Annotated in this window: 19 protein-coding genes and 3 pseudogenes; 21 read left to right on the forward strand and 1 reads right to left on the reverse strand. The window is 35.9% G+C overall.

Annotated elements, in window-relative coordinates; genetic code table 11:
• Positions 1–159: 159 nt before the first annotated feature.
• The 15 genes and pseudogenes from T513_RS12375 to T513_RS0102345 form a co-directional block, all read left to right on the forward strand.
• Positions 160–1,135, forward strand: a pseudogene (locus T513_RS12375) (DUF4368 domain-containing protein); the annotation flags it as partial.
• Positions 1,136–1,201: 66 nt separating this feature from the next.
• Positions 1,202–1,639, forward strand: a complete 438-nt coding sequence (locus T513_RS0102280; RefSeq protein WP_031588729.1) for a hypothetical protein — start codon at positions 1,202–1,204, stop codon at positions 1,637–1,639.
• A gap of 117 nt (positions 1,640–1,756) precedes the next feature.
• Positions 1,757–1,921: a transposon-encoded TnpW family protein gene (locus T513_RS0102285; protein WP_031588730.1), complete on the forward strand. Its 165-nt coding sequence runs from the start codon at positions 1,757–1,759 to the stop codon at positions 1,919–1,921.
• A 41-nt stretch (positions 1,922–1,962) separates the two neighbouring features.
• Positions 1,963–3,192: pseudogene (locus T513_RS0102290) on the forward strand (VirD4-like conjugal transfer protein, CD1115 family); the annotation flags it as partial.
• A gap of 97 nt (positions 3,193–3,289) precedes the next feature.
• Positions 3,290–3,925: a hypothetical protein gene (locus T513_RS0102295; RefSeq protein ID WP_031588733.1), complete on the forward strand. Its 636-nt coding sequence runs from the start codon at positions 3,290–3,292 to the stop codon at positions 3,923–3,925.
• A gap of 173 nt (positions 3,926–4,098) precedes the next feature.
• A complete protein-coding gene (locus T513_RS0102300) occupies positions 4,099–5,052 on the forward strand; it encodes an Abi family protein (RefSeq protein ID WP_031588734.1) in 954 nt (317 codons plus the stop codon).
• A 163-nt stretch (positions 5,053–5,215) separates the two neighbouring features.
• The gene (locus T513_RS12710; RefSeq protein WP_479691147.1) at positions 5,216–5,545 is read left to right on the forward strand and encodes a Maff2 family protein; all 330 of its coding nucleotides are present in this window, start codon (positions 5,216–5,218) and stop codon (positions 5,543–5,545) included.
• 251 nt (positions 5,546–5,796) lie between these two features.
• Positions 5,797–6,153 (forward strand): annotated as a pseudogene (locus tag T513_RS11645) (VirB6/TrbL-like conjugal transfer protein, CD1112 family); the annotation flags it as partial.
• A 369-nt stretch (positions 6,154–6,522) separates the two neighbouring features.
• Positions 6,523–7,293: a nuclear transport factor 2 family protein gene (locus T513_RS0102315; RefSeq protein ID WP_031588737.1), complete on the forward strand. Its 771-nt coding sequence runs from the start codon at positions 6,523–6,525 to the stop codon at positions 7,291–7,293.
• Between the two features lie 57 nt (positions 7,294–7,350).
• Positions 7,351–7,791 carry an Rrf2 family transcriptional regulator gene (locus T513_RS0102320; protein WP_031588739.1) on the forward strand — a complete coding sequence of 147 codons (441 nt, stop codon included), beginning with the start codon at positions 7,351–7,353 and terminating at the stop codon, positions 7,789–7,791.
• 54 nt (positions 7,792–7,845) lie between these two features.
• Positions 7,846–8,466: a 4Fe-4S binding protein gene (locus T513_RS0102325; protein ID WP_031588740.1), complete on the forward strand. Its 621-nt coding sequence runs from the start codon at positions 7,846–7,848 to the stop codon at positions 8,464–8,466.
• A 5-nt stretch (positions 8,467–8,471) separates the two neighbouring features.
• Positions 8,472–9,275 (forward strand): protein-ADP-ribose hydrolase, encoded by an 804-nt coding sequence (locus tag T513_RS0102330; RefSeq protein WP_031588742.1) that lies wholly within the window; start codon positions 8,472–8,474, stop codon positions 9,273–9,275.
• Positions 9,259–10,239: an SIR2 family NAD-dependent protein deacylase gene (locus tag T513_RS0102335; RefSeq protein WP_031588743.1), complete on the forward strand. Its 981-nt coding sequence runs from the start codon at positions 9,259–9,261 to the stop codon at positions 10,237–10,239. Before T513_RS0102330 ends, T513_RS0102335 begins: the two co-directional genes overlap by 17 nt.
• A gap of 541 nt (positions 10,240–10,780) precedes the next feature.
• The gene (locus tag T513_RS0102340) at positions 10,781–11,257 is read left to right on the forward strand and encodes a MarR family winged helix-turn-helix transcriptional regulator (RefSeq protein WP_031588745.1); all 477 of its coding nucleotides are present in this window, start codon (positions 10,781–10,783) and stop codon (positions 11,255–11,257) included.
• Positions 11,258–11,327: 70 nt separating this feature from the next.
• Positions 11,328–11,852 (forward strand): flavodoxin domain-containing protein, encoded by a 525-nt coding sequence (locus T513_RS0102345; protein WP_031588746.1) that lies wholly within the window; start codon positions 11,328–11,330, stop codon positions 11,850–11,852.
• Between the two features lie 173 nt (positions 11,853–12,025).
• Here T513_RS0102345 and T513_RS12630 read toward each other — a convergent pair whose 3' ends face one another.
• Complete coding sequence (locus T513_RS12630; protein WP_155266059.1) at positions 12,026–12,187, reverse strand: IS3 family transposase; 162 nt, start codon at positions 12,185–12,187, stop codon at positions 12,026–12,028.
• Positions 12,188–12,267: 80 nt separating this feature from the next.
• Here T513_RS12630 and T513_RS0102350 point away from each other — a divergent pair, with 80 nt between their 5' ends.
• From T513_RS0102350 to T513_RS0102375, 6 genes are all read left to right on the forward strand, one after another.
• On the forward strand, positions 12,268–13,104 hold the full coding sequence (locus T513_RS0102350; protein WP_051654356.1) for a hypothetical protein: 837 nt from the start codon (positions 12,268–12,270) through the stop codon (positions 13,102–13,104).
• Between the two features lie 12 nt (positions 13,105–13,116).
• Positions 13,117–14,544: a hypothetical protein gene (locus T513_RS12380; RefSeq protein ID WP_201783575.1), complete on the forward strand. Its 1,428-nt coding sequence runs from the start codon at positions 13,117–13,119 to the stop codon at positions 14,542–14,544.
• Between the two features lie 29 nt (positions 14,545–14,573).
• Positions 14,574–14,765 (forward strand): transposon-encoded TnpW family protein, encoded by a 192-nt coding sequence (locus T513_RS12635; protein ID WP_422723612.1) that lies wholly within the window; start codon positions 14,574–14,576, stop codon positions 14,763–14,765.
• Positions 14,674–15,165 (forward strand): ADP-ribosylglycohydrolase family protein, encoded by a 492-nt coding sequence (locus tag T513_RS11375; protein WP_238551719.1) that lies wholly within the window; start codon positions 14,674–14,676, stop codon positions 15,163–15,165. The genes T513_RS12635 and T513_RS11375 overlap by 92 nt, the downstream gene beginning before the upstream one ends.
• A gap of 167 nt (positions 15,166–15,332) precedes the next feature.
• Positions 15,333–15,488, forward strand: coding sequence for a DeoR family transcriptional regulator (locus T513_RS11890; protein ID WP_081347152.1), 156 nt, complete (start codon positions 15,333–15,335; stop codon positions 15,486–15,488).
• 279 nt (positions 15,489–15,767) lie between these two features.
• Positions 15,768–16,055 (forward strand): helix-turn-helix domain-containing protein, encoded by a 288-nt coding sequence (locus T513_RS0102375; RefSeq protein WP_031588752.1) that lies wholly within the window; start codon positions 15,768–15,770, stop codon positions 16,053–16,055.
• Positions 16,056–16,118 lie beyond the last annotated feature (63 nt).

A 16,118-nucleotide genomic window follows, 5' to 3' on the forward strand; every position in this document is an offset into this window, starting at 1 on the left:
CAAGTGAGAGGTAAACAAAAGCCACTCACTTGTTTTTCTTTTGCAGAAGAATAGGAAGCAGATTTAAGCGTCCACATGACCAAACCCTCAAGGTCGTGTGTGGCGCTTTTTTTGTTGTCCGAAACCGGTAAGCGCGCGCCGGTGTTTCTATTAAAACTGTCAAAGAAAAGAGGAATTGAAGACCCGTATTTTTGGACACCGACCACAGTAGGTTATATCTTAGAAAAAAGAGAATATATGGGGCATACTGTATTAGGAAAGACAATTAGTTTAGACTATAAAACCAAAAAAGAAGAAAGACAAAAGAAAATGAACTCATTATCTTCAAAAATACCCACGAAGCCATCATTGACGAAGAAACATGGAACAATGCTCAACGATTAAGAAAAACAGTAAGAAGAAGTCCGAAGTATGGAACAACCTCACACCCCTTTACAGGGCTTTTAATCTGTTCCGATTGTGGAGGTAAGTTAAGCTATCGAGAGCCGGCAGAACATAAAGAAAAGAAATACGATTGTGATTATTGTTTTGTATGTCAACATTACAGACACAGAAAAGGCTCTTGCAGTATGCACTACATCAAAGTAAAAACAGTGAATGAAATTCTCTTAAAATCAATTAAAGAAATAACGGATTTTGCAAAAGAAGATAAACAAGAATTTCTAAAAGTGATGACCAAATTATCCGATGAAAAAAGGGAAGAAAAATATCAAGGATATAAAGAGAAATTAGAAAAACTGTCCTCAAGGAATGAAGAACTAACAACCCTCATTACAAAGCTGTATGAAGACCACGCACTTGGGAAAATTCCTGTAAAACACTTTGATAGATTATTTAATATCTATGATACAGAGCAACAAGATTTAGAAAAACAAATACAGTATTTTGAACAAGAAATAGAAAGTTATCATCAGAAAAAAGTTGACACCGATAAATTCCTAAAATGATAGAGAAATATACAGATATTGAAGAACTGACAGTACCAATGATAAATGAGTATATAGAAAAAGTTGTAGTCCATGAAGCAACAGGAGAAAGAAAAGGCAAATACAGAAAACAACAAGTTGATGTGTATTTTAATTTTATAGGGAACTGTCAAGTACCACAGAAAGTAGATATAGAAAAAATGGCTTAAAAATGGTATAATATTACTAGTTATTGAGAGAGAAAAATGAGAATTTGATAAGGAGCGAAAAGAAAAATGTGTGAAGAATGTTACTCTGATGAAAATAGAATAACACCATTACTAAATCCCTTGGACTGCTTAGAAAACCACACTCAATATATTTGTGGAACTTGTGGACGTTGCATTTGTATTGAACATGACCCAAATAGAGGATTACAAAGATGGAATTTTCCTTTTAAGTCATTGGAAATTGCAAAACTTTATTTACGAACAGCCGATTATACAACGAAAAGTTCATGTGGTATTTATGAGATAGAGAACAGTAAAGGCAGAGTATCTTATAAAATATTCGCCGGGAATGAGGATCTACATCTATTCTTGAAAAAGAATAAAGACAAGAAATGCAAACAAATGACACCTGTGTTTAATGTTGGAGAGTATAAAGAATATCCACATACAGAAGTACGAAAATTGACTGCTGATGAAATAAAACAATATATGAGTGAACGTTAAATTCCAGTTTGTCGAAGTAAAACAATTAAATACAAGCAATGATATAACAACTTACGAAACAGTAAATCAAAATAGGTTTACTGTTTTTTGTTTGTCTAAAAACGGAAAGGAGGACTTATGGAAGAAGAAAAAAGAGTAACAAAAGAACCATCACACAAACAGTTAATAATGGATATTGGAAAGACAAAATATACTGTAAACCTATATTTTAAGCAAGGTACAGGGGAAACATACAAGGATAAAATACTAAAGCTAATAAAGAGAGAAACAGAGAAGATATAAATTTATTAAAGAAATTTTGTTTATGTCTTTGACAAATCTTCCCAAAGGGTGACGTGATGATCAAAGCTGGTAAGACTCTTTTGAAGCATGGATACAGATTGAAAATCTTTAATACCATCAACTTCAAAAAGAGCATGCACTACAACCCTTTTGCCTACATTCACTCAGAAAAGGACATCCTGAAACTGGTGAATACCCTTATCGCAAATATGAAGGGCGATGGCAAGGAAGGGGATGAATTTTGGACGAAGGCCGAGACTCTTCTTTATTGTGCGCTGTTTGGATATATACATTATGAGGCACCGGAGGAAGAGCAGAACTTTTATACGCTACTAGAATTTCTGAATGCTTCAGAGGTTCGCGAGGATGATGAGGATTATGAAAATCCAGTAGATATGATGTTTCATGATCTAGAAAAGAAGAGTCCAAATCACTTTGCGGTAAGGCAATATCGTAAACACAATCTGGCGGTGGGTAAAACAGCAAAATCTATTCTTGTGAGCTGCGGTGCAAGACTTGCTCCATTTGATATTGCAGAGCTTCGAGAAATCACAAGCTACTATGAATTAGAACTGGACACCATGGGAGATAGAAAGACAGCATTATTTCTCATTATGAGTGATACAGATGCTACCTTTAATTTCTTGATTTCTATGGTCTACAGTCAGCTTTTCAATCTGCTTTGTGAGAAGGCCGATGATGTGTATGGTGGTAGACTTCCGGTACATGTTAGATGCCTCATCGATGAGACAGCCAATATCGGACAGATCCCAAACCTGGAGAAACTAGTAGCAACCATTCGAAGTCGTGAGATTAGTGCTTGTCTGTTCTTGCAGGCAAAGTCACAGCTGAAAGCCATCTATAAGGACAACACGGATACCATTATTGGAAATATGGATTCTCAGTTGTTCCTTGGTGGCATTGAGCCAACCATGCTGAAGGATTTATCCCAGTTCCTTGGAAAAGAAACCATCAACATGTATAACACCGGCGAGAGCAGGGGCAACAATCCTTCCTACTCTATGAACTATCAGAAGAGTGGTAAGGATCTCATGACCATGGACGAAATTGCAGTCATGGATGGTGACAGATGCATCCTGCAGCTTCGAGGTGTACGTCCATTTTTGTCGGACAAATATGATGTCACTCAGCATCCACTTTATAAAGAGACTGGCGAGTATGATGAGAGGAATAAGTTGGATATAAAACGGTTTCTGCATCAGGGGATTAAGGTGAAAAGTGGAGAGATTTTTGATGTAATTAAAGTATAGAAATTGTATTTCTTCTCACTGCATTTCATGTATAATTAAATGCAGTGGTGAGAGGTATTCCTCAAAAAGTCCTATAAGAATTGTGGGAGAATAAACTATGGATAATAAAGGACAGACATTTGCTGAAAAACATCCTAAGTTAAATACTTTATTTGGCTTAGTATTGTTTTTACTACTAGTTGCAGGTGGAATTTATCTGCTAAATTTAATTCTTGTTTTTTTGAAAAATCTTTTTACGACGTTTGGTTCTTTTTTAAGTAATTTTGTTTCATCAACTGATAAGGTAATTGTAGTGGCAATGATAACTGGAACGGTTTCAATTACAGGTGTGGTTATTAGTTCTATTATAGCCAAAATTGTAGATTATCGTTTTAACGTTAAGAAGCTTTTATATGATAAGCGGGAAGTTCCCTATGAACAATTTATTGAAATGGTATATTCTATAATGGAAGATACTAAAAAACCTGAAAATAAACGAATGACTGAAGAAGAAATAAATAAAAAGGTCTCAGAGTTTTCTAGAGGGCTAACATTGTGGGGGTCTAATAGAGTAGTAAAAAAATGGATAAAATATAGAAAAAATGCTGCACAGAATCCTGATAATGAGAATTTGTTTCTATTAGAACAGATATTATACGAGATGCGTAAAGATGTGGGGTTAAGAAGAAAAATGAAAAAAGGGGTAATGTTATCCTTTTTTATCAATGATATCGAGAATGCGCTAAAAAAGTAGCTACAAATTAAGAAAGCTATTTATTTTGATATTACGCAGTGTTATATTAACATTGTAGTGCTTGTTTTTGATAATGATTATGGCTTGACAGATAAGGGCAATCTATCTATAATGTAAGCATAGGATTAGGTCAGGAAGCGTACGACGCCCTGGCCATTTTTTTTGGAGAAAATATGAAAGAGTATAAGACTTTTAATCAGCAATTAAAGATATTACGACAGAGAGGGATGATAGTTCCAACAGATGGAACTCCCAAGCGATTTCTTGAACAAGAAAACTATTATAATGTTATAAATGGATACAAGGATTTGTTTTTAAAAAAGGATGCTAATGGTGTTCCTTTGGATCCAGAGGAGTATCAAACAAATACTCAATTTAAAGAATTAAAGGCGCTTTTTCTCTTTGATAGAGAGCTAAGATTCTTGTTTTTAAAATACATTCTTATTTTTGAAAACTCTTTTAAAACTGTTTTTTCGCATGAGTTTTCTAGAAAATATCCTAAAGCAAATTCATACTTGGAATTACAGAATTATGTTGATAATAATCCTAAGAATGTTTTGAAACAGTTGTCTATTCTAACTAAAACTATTCATGATCAAGTGGATAAGAAAGGGGCGATAAAACATTATATTGAAACGTATGGTGCTGTACCTTTGTGGGTGTTAGTTAATAATCTTACAATTGGAAACATGTCTCATTTATATAATGTTCTTAAAGATACTGAGAAGAATATAATCGCCAAATATTATTCAGATAAGTTTGCAAAACAATATGGCACAACTAATTTGCTCAGAGTTAGTGCTGAAGATATGCAATCTGCACTCAAAATATTCAATTTAGTAAGAAATAGATGTGCCCACGAAGAGAGACTTTACAATTCTGACTTTGGTAATGTTAGAGTAGCTAATATGGCGAAACATTTTGGGATGACAAACTACAATAACAGAAGAATTGTTGTGGCTATTATTTACTTAAAAATAATGCTTAATAAGAAGTATTTTAAAAAGTTTTATTCTGAGTTGATGGATATTCTTAGAAGATATCAGGGAGAATTTGTAACAGTTTCTTTTGATAGTATACTTGACATAATGGGAATTGATTTGTTGGATATTCAAAAATTAAATTAATAGAAATGCACTTTACATAGACCAGTACCTCTGGGGACGCCTAGATTTGTACTGGTCTATTATTATGCCCATTTTTAGCGCAAGGAATGGACATGAGCCGAAACTATTAATCAATTTTCAAGAAAGGAAAATTCGGGAGAAGCTACTTCCGAATGAAGGTACGATGATGAAGGTATTTAGGGTGATCAGATCCTGGTGTAGAAAAGTGTTTAGGAAAATTAAGAGATGGATGATGAAGCCGTTTAGGAAGAAAGCGAAGCCCGGACCAGAAGAGAAAGACATGGCATTTTTCAATTCAGCAATCACTGTATTACAGACACTTGTTATCGCACTTGACGCAGGCCTTGGAGTATGGGGCGTTGTAAACCTTCTTGAGGGTTACGGCAACGACAACCCTGGTGCTAAGTCACAGGGAATGAAGCAGCTCATGGCTGGCGGTGGTGTTGCACTCATCGGTACACAGCTCATCCCACTTCTTTCTGGGTTGTTCTAATCTGAGGGAAGACACAACTGAATATGGAACAGGTAGCAGGCTGGCATTCGCCAGCTTTTTTGCTACCCAAATCAAAATGAGGGAGATCATTGCATGGAAAGAATATTTGAGCAAATGACCTCTTGGCTCAAGGACTGGATTGTAGATGGGCTGATGAGCCTGCTGACAGGAACATTTGACAGTATCAATGCCAGGTTGGAAGTGTAGCTGCAGATGTAGCAACATGCCCGGCGGATTTCACGCCGGGTGTTTTCAACCTAATGAAGACGGTGTCTAACAATGCGATTATGCCGATTGCCGGTATGATTCTCACATTCATTGCATGTTATGAGCTGATTCAACTGGTCATCGCCCACAACAATCTGGCAAACTTTGAAACATGGATATTCTTCAAATGGATATTCAAGACTTATGTAGCAGTAATGCTGATCACGTATTGCTTTGATATCACCATGGCAATTTTCGATGTGGCGGGGCATGTGATTTCTCAGAGTGGAAATATTATCCAAAACTCTACAGCAGTGAATGCATCCCAACTTGCGCAGATGCGTTCCACACTAGAGGCCATGTCCATCAGAGAACTGTTGCCACTGTTTATGGTAATCTAAATGAATATTATAACTTAGCGTCAGCTCAGGATTAGATTGATCCTGATGCTGGCGTTTTTCTTTGTAAGAGTTCACATTATGTGTACTTTATGTCCACATTCGCGCTAACGATTCATAGGCGCATTCCAATTAGAATTACTCTGGTACAGGAATTCAAGCGAAGAGAGTATGTCATTGTGATGATGGCTGATGGATATGCTTCTTTCAGACACATCTTTTTTTGAAAAAATTTAGATGTAACCATTGACATTACATCAAAGTGATGCTACATTAGCATTGTAAGATGAAACTGTTACGGTTACATCGATGAACTTTATAACATTCGAGGATAATTACCTCGAAGGGCAGAGCCCAGAAAGGAAAATAATCATGACAAATAAGGAAAAAGCATTAGCACTCATCGGAACATTCGTATCAGGAGATACAGCAAAGGCAAAGGAACTTCTTGCACCAGGTTATATTCAGCATAACCTTGCATTTGGTACAGGAGCAGATGCATTTGTAGCAGCAGTTGAAGGACTTGCACAGGCACCTGTAAAAACAACGGTTAATAACATTCGCGCATTTGAGGATGGAGATAAGGTTTTTCTTCAGACAGTATATAATTTTGCAGGAGCAGGAGAGCAGGTCGGATTCGATGTTTTCAGATTCGATGAAGACGGTAAGATTGCAGAGCACTGGGATAATCTGGCAGACAAGGCAGATCCTAATCCTTCAGGACATACTCAGATTGATGGAACTCTTGAGAAGAAAGATGTAGATAAGGAAGAGACACGTAAGGTTGTAGCTGGATTTGTAGGCGATGTACTTCGTGGAGAGAATCCTGACAAGCTCACATCTTACTACGATGGAGATAAATATATTCAGCATAATACTTCAATTGCAGATGGTCTTTCAGGTCTTGGAGCTGCACTTGAAGCTATGGCTAAGCAGGGAATCTCAATGGTTTATAACAAGACTCATATGGTTCTTGCAGATGGAGATTATGCTCTTGCCTGCTCAGAAGGAACCTTTGGCGGTGTACCTACAACATACTATGATCTGTTCCGTGTTGAGAATGGATTTATCGCAGAGCACTGGGATGTAATGGAGACATTAGCTGATAAGTCTACATGGGCTAATGAAAACGGAAAGTTTTAATGTAACCATTGCAACTACATCTGTCACGAAGTAAAATGATGGCAGGAGGAATTAAAAATGCAGATATCAAGCAGATTTACGGTTGCACTTCATATTTTTACATGTGTGGATACATTTAAAGATGAACATAAGGTAACGAGTGCTTTTCTTGCAGCCAGTATAAATACGAATCCTGTCATCATTAGAAAGATACTTACTCAGCTTAAAAACGCAGGGTTAATAAATGTTATCAGAGGAACAGGCGGAATAGAGCTTACAAGAGATCTTAAAGATATAACTTTTTATGATGTGTATCAGGCAATAGAGCCTTTGGAGGATGGAAATCTATTCAGATTTCATGAAGCACCCAATCCAGAGTGCCCTGTTGGTAGGAATATCCATTCACTTTTGGATGATAAGTTGAAAAGCATCCAGGAAGCGATGGAATCAGAGATGAAAAAATACACTCTTAATGATTTAAGATCCGGAATGCAGGCTCTATTGGCAAAAGAAGCTTAATAATGAGACTCTGAGGTGTTTACTTCAGAGTCTTTTTTTAGAAGGACGTGGAATATGGAAACTAAGGAATATTTGAAATATATAGTGGAAGAAATCCATACAACGATCGTGGCAACGGTAGATGATGAAGGACTACCTGTTACAGCTGCTATAGATATGATGGATTATGATAATGACAGTTTATATTTCCTTACAGCAAAAGGAAAGGGATTTTATGACAGGCTGATAAAAAGACAGTTTCTTGCGTTTACGGCAATGAAAGGTGAGGATACCATGTCAAGTGTTGCAGTATCCATTCGTGGTAAAGTAAGAGACCTTGGACATGGCAAGATACCGGAGCTGTTTAAGAAAAATCCATACATGCATCAGATTTATCCGACGGAAGAATCCATGAAGGCATTAACAGTATTTCAGATATATGAGGGAACTGGTGAGTGGTTCGATCTGTCAAAGAAGCCTATAGAAAGGGCATCCTTTAACTTTGGAAAAGTAGAAATAAGGCATGAAGGATATTTTATTAAAGATAATTGTATCGGTTGTGGAAGATGCTTATCAGTCTGTCCCCAGAGATGTATCATTACTACCAGAATTCCGTATGTCATAGAGCAGGAACATTGTCTGCACTGTGGTAATTGTTTGAATACCTGTCCTGTCGGGGCAGTGGTTAGGAGATGAAAGCTATGTCAAAGAATACAAAACAAGAAGAACGTCTTGATTATCTTGTAGAAGAGTTCAAGGCAGATTCAGATGAATATAAGGAATTACAGACTCCAAATAGTACGGAAGATAAAAGACGAATCTTAAGGTCGCTTATGAACATCCGTATGCCAAAAGAATTGTCATCTGAAGTAATGAAAGTACAGGATGAATATCTGACAGAAAGATTAGCTGAAAAAGGTGTAGTGAATCTATCAGACATCCCGGTTATCAGGGATGGACTTTCTATCTGGCAAGGAGATATCACAAGACTTTCGGTGGATGCTATTGTTAATGCCGCTAATTCGCAGATGCTTGGTTGTTTTGTTCCGATGCATACTTGCATAGATAACTGTATTCATACTTTTGCAGGAGTGCAATTAAGAGCTGAGTGCAACAGGCAGATGAATGAACTTCGAATCAGATATGGAAGAGACTATGAACAGCCTACTGCCGTTCCAATGCTCACTGAAGCGTATAATCTTCCGGCAAAGAAAGTTATTCATATAGTAGGACCAATTGTCCAATACAAACTTACTCCTGAATTGGAAAAGGATTTGGAGAACTGCTATAGAAACACTTTGGATATGTGTGCTGAAAATGGCCTGAAGAGTGTTGCTTTTTGCTGTATTTCGACAGGGGTATTTCATTTTCCTAACAAAAAAGCAGCTGAGATTGCGGTTAAGACTGTATCAGAATGGCTCCGTGATAATCCTGGTAAGGTAGAAAGGGTGATATTCAATGTTTTCAAAGATGAAGATAAGGCCATTTATGAAAAAATTATATGATGATATGCCTAATGGTTATCAGGAGACTATAAAGAAAGGAATGAATGCTGTGAGATACTTTTCTAGAAGCATGTCCCATGGTAAAGGAAGCAAAGAAGAGCAAATAAAAAGGCTTTTGCAAGAAATCAAGGAAGCAGACGCCATTGTCATTGGAGCAGGAGCGGGACTATCAACATCAGCAGGGTTTACTTACAGTGGCGAACGTTTTGAAAAATATTTCTATGACTTTGCCAAAAGATTTGGTATCAGGGATATGTATTCAGGTGGATTCTATCCGTTTCCAAGTGAAGAAATCCGCTGGGCCTGGTGGGCAAGACATATTTATTTTAACAGATATATTGATGCTCCAAAGCCAGTGTATAGGGATCTTCTTAAGATGGTTTCCGATAAGGATTATTTTGTTATCACAACAAATGTAGATCACCAGTTTCAAAGAGCAGGTTTTGACAAGAAAAGACTATTCTATACTCAGGGTGATTATGGTTTATTTCAGAGCGTGAATCCTGCTATTCAGAAAACCTTTGATAATGAAGAGTGGGTAATGAAAGCTATGGAAGCACAAGGGTTTGTAAGAGATGATCAGGGAGTATTTCAGGTACCGGTTGATGGGAAGTTATTGATGGAAATTCCTTCTGAAATGATTCCAAAGTGCCCTGATGATGGCTCTGATATGACTATGAATTTGAGAGCGGATGATTCTTTTGTTGAAGATGAAGGATGGCATAGGGCATCTGCAGCATATTCTGATTTTATTCGTAGACATGAGAATCTTCATGTTCTTTATCTTGAATTGGGAGTAGGAGCTAATACGCCCGTAATAATAAAGTATCCGTTCTGGCAGATGACGCTGGCAAATGAAAAAGCGGTATATGCCTGCTTAAATTATGGTGAATCATTCTGTCCAGAGGAAATTGCAGATAGAAGTATATGTATTGATGGTGATATTGCAACCATATTACAATAGTCATGACTAGCATTATCATAGACAAGTGAGAGGTAAACAAAAGCCACTCACTTGTTTTTCTTTTGCAGAAGAATAGGAAGCAGATACAAGCGTCATTCCATGACCCTCAAGGTCGTGTGTGGCACTTTTTTTGTTATCCGAAGCCGGTAAGCGCGTGCCGGTGTTTCTATTAAAACTGTCAAAGAAAAGGAGAAAATTGAATATGAATTATGAATGATTCAAAGAAGTTTTCCAGGATACCCTAAAGGCTGAACTTGCTGTTAGAGGAGCTGATGTTGAACTTACTCTCGTAGAGTAGATAAGATGAATGAAAGCTATCTGGACATGGAGACCATGAATATTGTAAATACGCAGATGTACATTGGCGGGTATCAGGTGAAGCTGGTCAGTGATACAAGCTATGGAAGCTTGTGGGAGGTGAGTTTTACGTTGAAAGAGTTCTAACGTTTACAAGAAATTTAAACTTCTTCCTTGACACAAAAAGGTAATATGTTACCTTTTAGGAGAACGGTAATATATTACCTTTTTAAGGAGAAGATAAATGCTGATAGAAGAGGTTATGCAAAATGGCAATGTGGACTTTTCCAATATTCCATCAAATTATTACTTACTCGGGCTCTTAAGTGCTTTTGAGAATCGCTTTCAGGCAATGGCTGATAATACCATGCAGGAAATCAGCTGGAAGCAGTTCTTTGCGATAATATGCATCAACATGTGTAAGGAACCGCCGACACTAAAAGAATTGTCAGATATTCTTGGAAGCTCACATCAGAATGTGAAGCAGATTCTGTTGAAGCTTGAAAAGAAGAGCTTTATTCAGTTTCAGACGGACGATGCCGACAAGAGAAAGCAGCGTATTGTTCTGACGGACTACTGTAGGGAATTCTGTGAGAGAAACGACGAAATGAGCAAAAGCATTATGGAGAAAATGTTTAATGGAGTAACAGAGAAAGAAGTCGCTACAACGATACAAACTATCATCAAAATCGAAAAGAATCTAAGGGGCTATGAAGGATGAAGATTTCATATATTTTGACGGGACAATAAGTGATATTACATACGAATAAAAAAAGGAAGGTAATCTGATCATGAGTGGAATCATTTTATATAAGTCAAGGTATGGAGCGACAAAACAGTATGCGGATTGGATTGCAGAGAAAACAGGATTTTCGTGCATCAAGACAGATGATGCTGATATGAAAAGGGTTTCTGGCTGTGATGTAATTATTCTAGGTGGCGGTATCTACGCATCGGGGATAGCAGGCCTTTCGTTCTTGAAGAAAAACATAGGAAAACTGAAGGAGAAAAAGATAATTGTATTTTGCTGTGGAGCATCGCCCTATGAGGAGAGTGCATTTGCGGCAATCGTACAGCGCAACTTCAAAGGTGATCTTGCCGGTATTCCATGCTTTTACTGTCGAGGAACTTTTGATATGAGTGAGATGTCTTTTATAGATAGGTCATTGTGCAAAATGCTTCGAAAGGTTGTTGCCAAGAAAAATCCTGATGAGTATGAGATATGGGAAAAGGCATTGATGGCGGTTGGCGATAATGAAAAGGGAAATTGGATTGACAAGGCATATATAGAACCAATTATCAAAGCAATAGGATAAGTTCAAAGAGAGTTGGAAGCTTTAGAGAGTCGAGTAACATCGACTCCTTTTTCATGTCCGGAGGGAGGTGGTCATTTGTATCCGATCAGCAATGCCTTCCTTGATTGTACTGGTCAACATTTTTGGTAACAAGTCGGATGGATAAATTAGCTAAATCTTAATTCCATTGATGTTTAATTTTTATTATGAGTATGTGGCCTGACGTAGTTATACCAGTTAGTATATTGCTTAGTCATCTTGTCTAACATTTCAACGCTATCAAATATAAACCTATAATAAAAACTATTCGTTACGATAAAAGGTCTGTGTAGAGTGTACAGACCTTTTAAGTTTATATATAATCTGTTAAATTGTCAGACCATTTAGTATAATATAATTATTATAATATCTAAAATCAAATATGGGGTGATATGATATGAAAAATGAGAATAAAGCAGAAACTATAATAAATGGATATGAACAAGCTAATAAAGACGCTAAAGAAGTTTTACAGTATTTGGAAAAAATAGATGATCCATCTCAAATGGAGGAATCTCAACTTCCTTCAATTGTGAGAAATCTAGAAAAAGTTGATTCAAAAGTTTCTAAGTCTTATATAGGAACTGCATCTGTTATGGGGGGAGCTGTAGCTTTTGCTGTTGGAACATCTATTTCATCGAGCGCATTTGCTGGTGGTTTGGGGATGGCTGCTTTAGGCGGGGCAGGATTAGCAGGTGCTGGAGCTGCTGCAGCGGCTGTACCATTTCTTGGAGGGTTTGTTGTTCCGGCAATAGCAGTGTCTGTATCTACGAAATTGTTTAGTGATATCAAAATAAAGAAGTATCTTAATGATAATAAAGAAACTATGAAAAAAAATAAGGCTAAGATGGATAAACAAAGGAATAGACTTCTTACATGGTTAAAGACTTTACAAGAACGCGGTGCAAAGCTTGATACGGAAATTAATGAAGAAATAAATAAAAAGTTTTCCGAATTTAAGAAGAAGTCAAAAAAAATGGCAAAAGATATTTCTATTCAAATAGATGATTGTTTGAATATGGATACAAATAAAAGAATACTTCAATATAATGAGGTGATTTTAAAACAATATCGTTTACAGAAAGATTTAGAGGAAAAAGTTGAGTTTCTATTTGATGAGTATAATGAGCTTCTCAAAGAAAAGAAAGAGTTAGAAAGACAGGTAAACTGTATTATAAAACTGTTGAATGCTATGGGATGTCCGGAGTCGGTAATTAATCAGGCTTTGAATTGAGGAGGCGAAATTATGATTTCATATAGAGAAAAAGAAATGATGATGGCCATGAAATATTTGGCAAATCATACAAATGAATTTGCTCAAGCTGTTCTCTCGGCAAACAATAGTATGATAAATGAAGAATCTGTAGATTTAGAATTAAGCAAATTGCCGAATGTTTCATCATATGATGATATTGTCAAACTAGCTAGAGAAAATGGTTACGAACCGATTTTTAGAATAGAAGATTTATTATCTCCAGAAGAATTAGAACAATTAGATAAAGAATATAAAGCAATAAAAGAAGATTTTAGAAAACAAACTGGATTAAATAAGACGGATGCTGTTTTTATTATTACTGCGGTTATACTTCAAATGATTAGACAGGTATTTCAACCTAAAGTGAATTTTGATGCATTTAAGAGCATGGATGATAGAGATTCACATGATAAAACTGCTGAAGATGCGAAAGATAATGATTATGATAGTGAAAAAGCCGATAAATATAAAGAGGATGCCAAGAAAGATAAAACAAAAGGTTCTAGATATTATTACGCAAGATTAGATGAAGTGGCTGATATTGCGCATGTTCCTTATGATGTAATTAATGGTTCGAAGAAGTTTGGTTTAAAACTAAATGGTAAAAATCATAGAGCTAAAACTTTAGGACACGATCCTTGGTTAGGTTATATTTTTGGTACTTGTAATATATTGACAAATACAATGTCTCTTGGAAAAGATAATGAATTTAGAACTGTTCATATAGGAAAAGATAAAAAAGGTTCCCCTGCTGTTATTGCTGAGGCGGATGCCATAAAAATGCTAGAGTATAGCATTAATAGATTTCGTGAATCGAAAAAAACTGTTGGATTAGCAGTTATTAAGCAGGCATACCATATAAAGTCAGACGAATACTCAAAAGAAGGGCTTTCGTTACCTTTCTTACAGCTATTTTTAGATTCTGATGTTATAAAAGAATTATGTGAGTCTGGAATTGATTATGCTAAATTACAGTTTCTAGGTACAGTTGGTGTTCAAACTATTTTATCTGAGTTTATAAGTTATATTATTTCTGTTGCACATAGAATAACTATTATTTGCGATGACAACAAAAAATTAGGTAAAGATAAGATTATAACGAAGGAAGAAGTCATTCAGTCTTTAACTAAGAAAAAAACTTTAAATGAAGTTAGAACACGAAAAGTAATTGTTATTTCAGAAAGCATAGCATCTATAGCAAATGCAATTGTTATAGCAGGAATTGAAGTGGGGGCTACATATACTGAAAATGTAGAGTTGTCGGGGAAGGCAATAAAATATCTAGATATAGGAGGGTATCTGTCTACAGTTATTCATTTATTTTCAGACATCAGGTTTATAACAAAGATAAAGAAAGAGTTTATAGCTCAAGCGGTAGAAAAGAATTATCAGGAAAAACTTAATTCATTAGGAATATGATTTCAAAACAATACAGCGATATGGCGTCTATGAGTAGTGCACTTGTAGGCGCTTTTTTAATGCCCGGGCGGGCGGAAAGGATAAGGGATGATACAGAACAGGTAGCATCTAATACATTTGATATGCAAATTGGTCGAACGAATTATATTGTTAATGTTCATTTTGAAGAGGATAGCAAAGAGACCTATTCTGATAAGGATTACAGCAGAGGTTACGCATAATCATCCTGAAGGAATAAAAGGCGCAGAAGCTACAGCTTCAGCAATTTTCATGGCTCGTACAGGAAAATCAAAGGATGAGATTAAGAAGTATATTATAGATGAATTTGGATACGATTTATCAAGAACACTTGATGAAATACGACCTGCTTACCGACATGTAGAAAGCTGCCAAGAAACAGTTCCTGAAGCAATCACAGCCTTTTTGGAAGGAACTGATTTTGAAGACGTAGTTCGATGCGCAGTATCTCTAGGAGGGGATTGTGATACGTTAACTTGTATCGCATCTGGAATTGCAGAAGCGTTTTATGACGTTCCGGAAAACTATAAAGAAGAGGCTTTATCTCGGATTGAACCGGATATGCGCCAGGTATATGAGCAATATATGAAGCATAGAAAGTAAAACTTAGTATGGGATGATTATTACAAAGAGATTTAAAACAAATTTTACAGAAGAGGAATTGAAGAAAGCTCTTTTTTCAAATAAAGGTAAAGCTGAAGAAATACTTAATGATGCAAATAAGTGGGAAAAATTTAAGATTAAAGAAGTTATCAGATTGAAAACAGGCTATTTATAATTTAATCTGTGAGAATAAACATTTTACTGTAGAGCAGGTTATGGCTGAGTTTGATATTTCAAGGGCAACAGTATTTAGAGACTATGCTAAGATAAAGAAAATCACAGGTGCTGTCTATGATAAAAATGAATCTGTGTGGAAATTATAATACTAAGTCTCATATCAGTCTCATCAAAATGAGACTATAAATTAATTGAAAAATGCTGAAATGCTGGGATTTATATAGGAAAGTCTCATTGCAGTCTCATCATAGTCTCACTGAGTCTCATGCGTAAATGAGACTTTATGAGACTTAGTTATAAAATCTATATATGAGACCTAAATCAAAACAGCAAAAAATATAAGTGCCTGTCCATATTGGCTCTCTGTTTTTATTTTACTTCGACTTTATATAGTTATTGATTATATTAGAAAGGATGAATAGGTTATGAAAACATTTAATGATGTGCTTAATGAGCAAATGCAAAATAATGAATTCAAAAAAGAATATGAAGCTATTCAACCTGGGATGAATGTAATCAGAGCTATTGTAGATGCTAGAACTTCTCAAAACCTTACTCAGAAGGAACTTGATAGACGTTCAGGTATTAACCAAGCTGACATAAGCAAGATTGAGAATGGAACGAGAAATCCATCACTTAAGTTGCTAAAAAGATTAGCTGATGGTATGGGAATGGTACTCAAGATTGAGTTTGTTCCTAAAGAGAATGTATAGATAGAATAACAAAGAAGAGAACATGTTTTTGTAAAGATTAATAAGTTAATTGGATTATAATTC

Source organism: Kandleria vitulina DSM 20405 (genome assembly GCF_000702065.1).
Classification (GTDB): Bacteria; Bacillota_I; Bacilli_A; order Erysipelotrichales; family Coprobacillaceae; genus Kandleria; species Kandleria vitulina.

Bases quoted from the DNA above. Each gene is read 5' to 3' on its own strand.
- T513_RS0102320 (WP_031588739.1), top strand. From the start codon at position 7,351: ATGCAGATATCAAGCAGATTTACGGTTGCACTTCATATTTTTACATGT.
- T513_RS12710 (WP_479691147.1), top strand. From the start codon at position 5,216: ATGATGAAGGTATTTAGGGTGATCAGATCCTGGTGTAGAAAAGTGTTT.
- T513_RS0102345 (WP_031588746.1), top strand. From the start codon at position 11,328: ATGAGTGGAATCATTTTATATAAGTCAAGGTATGGAGCGACAAAACAG.
- T513_RS0102280 (WP_031588729.1), top strand. From the start codon at position 1,202: ATGTGTGAAGAATGTTACTCTGATGAAAATAGAATAACACCATTACTA.
- T513_RS0102315 (WP_031588737.1), top strand. From the start codon at position 6,523: ATGACAAATAAGGAAAAAGCATTAGCACTCATCGGAACATTCGTATCA.
- T513_RS0102340 (WP_031588745.1), top strand. From the start codon at position 10,781: ATGCTGATAGAAGAGGTTATGCAAAATGGCAATGTGGACTTTTCCAAT.
- T513_RS0102330 (WP_031588742.1), top strand. From the start codon at position 8,472: ATGTCAAAGAATACAAAACAAGAAGAACGTCTTGATTATCTTGTAGAA.
- T513_RS0102300 (WP_031588734.1), top strand. From the start codon at position 4,099: ATGAAAGAGTATAAGACTTTTAATCAGCAATTAAAGATATTACGACAG.
- T513_RS12380 (WP_201783575.1), top strand. From the start codon at position 13,117: ATGATTTCATATAGAGAAAAAGAAATGATGATGGCCATGAAATATTTG.
- T513_RS0102350 (WP_051654356.1), top strand. From the start codon at position 12,268: ATGAAAAATGAGAATAAAGCAGAAACTATAATAAATGGATATGAACAA.
- T513_RS0102335 (WP_031588743.1), top strand. From the start codon at position 9,259: ATGAAAAAATTATATGATGATATGCCTAATGGTTATCAGGAGACTATA.
- T513_RS12635 (WP_422723612.1), top strand. From the start codon at position 14,574: ATGAGTAGTGCACTTGTAGGCGCTTTTTTAATGCCCGGGCGGGCGGAA.
- T513_RS0102285 (WP_031588730.1), top strand. From the start codon at position 1,757: ATGGAAGAAGAAAAAAGAGTAACAAAAGAACCATCACACAAACAGTTA.
- T513_RS0102325 (WP_031588740.1), top strand. From the start codon at position 7,846: ATGGAAACTAAGGAATATTTGAAATATATAGTGGAAGAAATCCATACA.
- T513_RS0102375 (WP_031588752.1), top strand. From the start codon at position 15,768: ATGAAAACATTTAATGATGTGCTTAATGAGCAAATGCAAAATAATGAA.
- T513_RS0102295 (WP_031588733.1), top strand. From the start codon at position 3,290: ATGGATAATAAAGGACAGACATTTGCTGAAAAACATCCTAAGTTAAAT.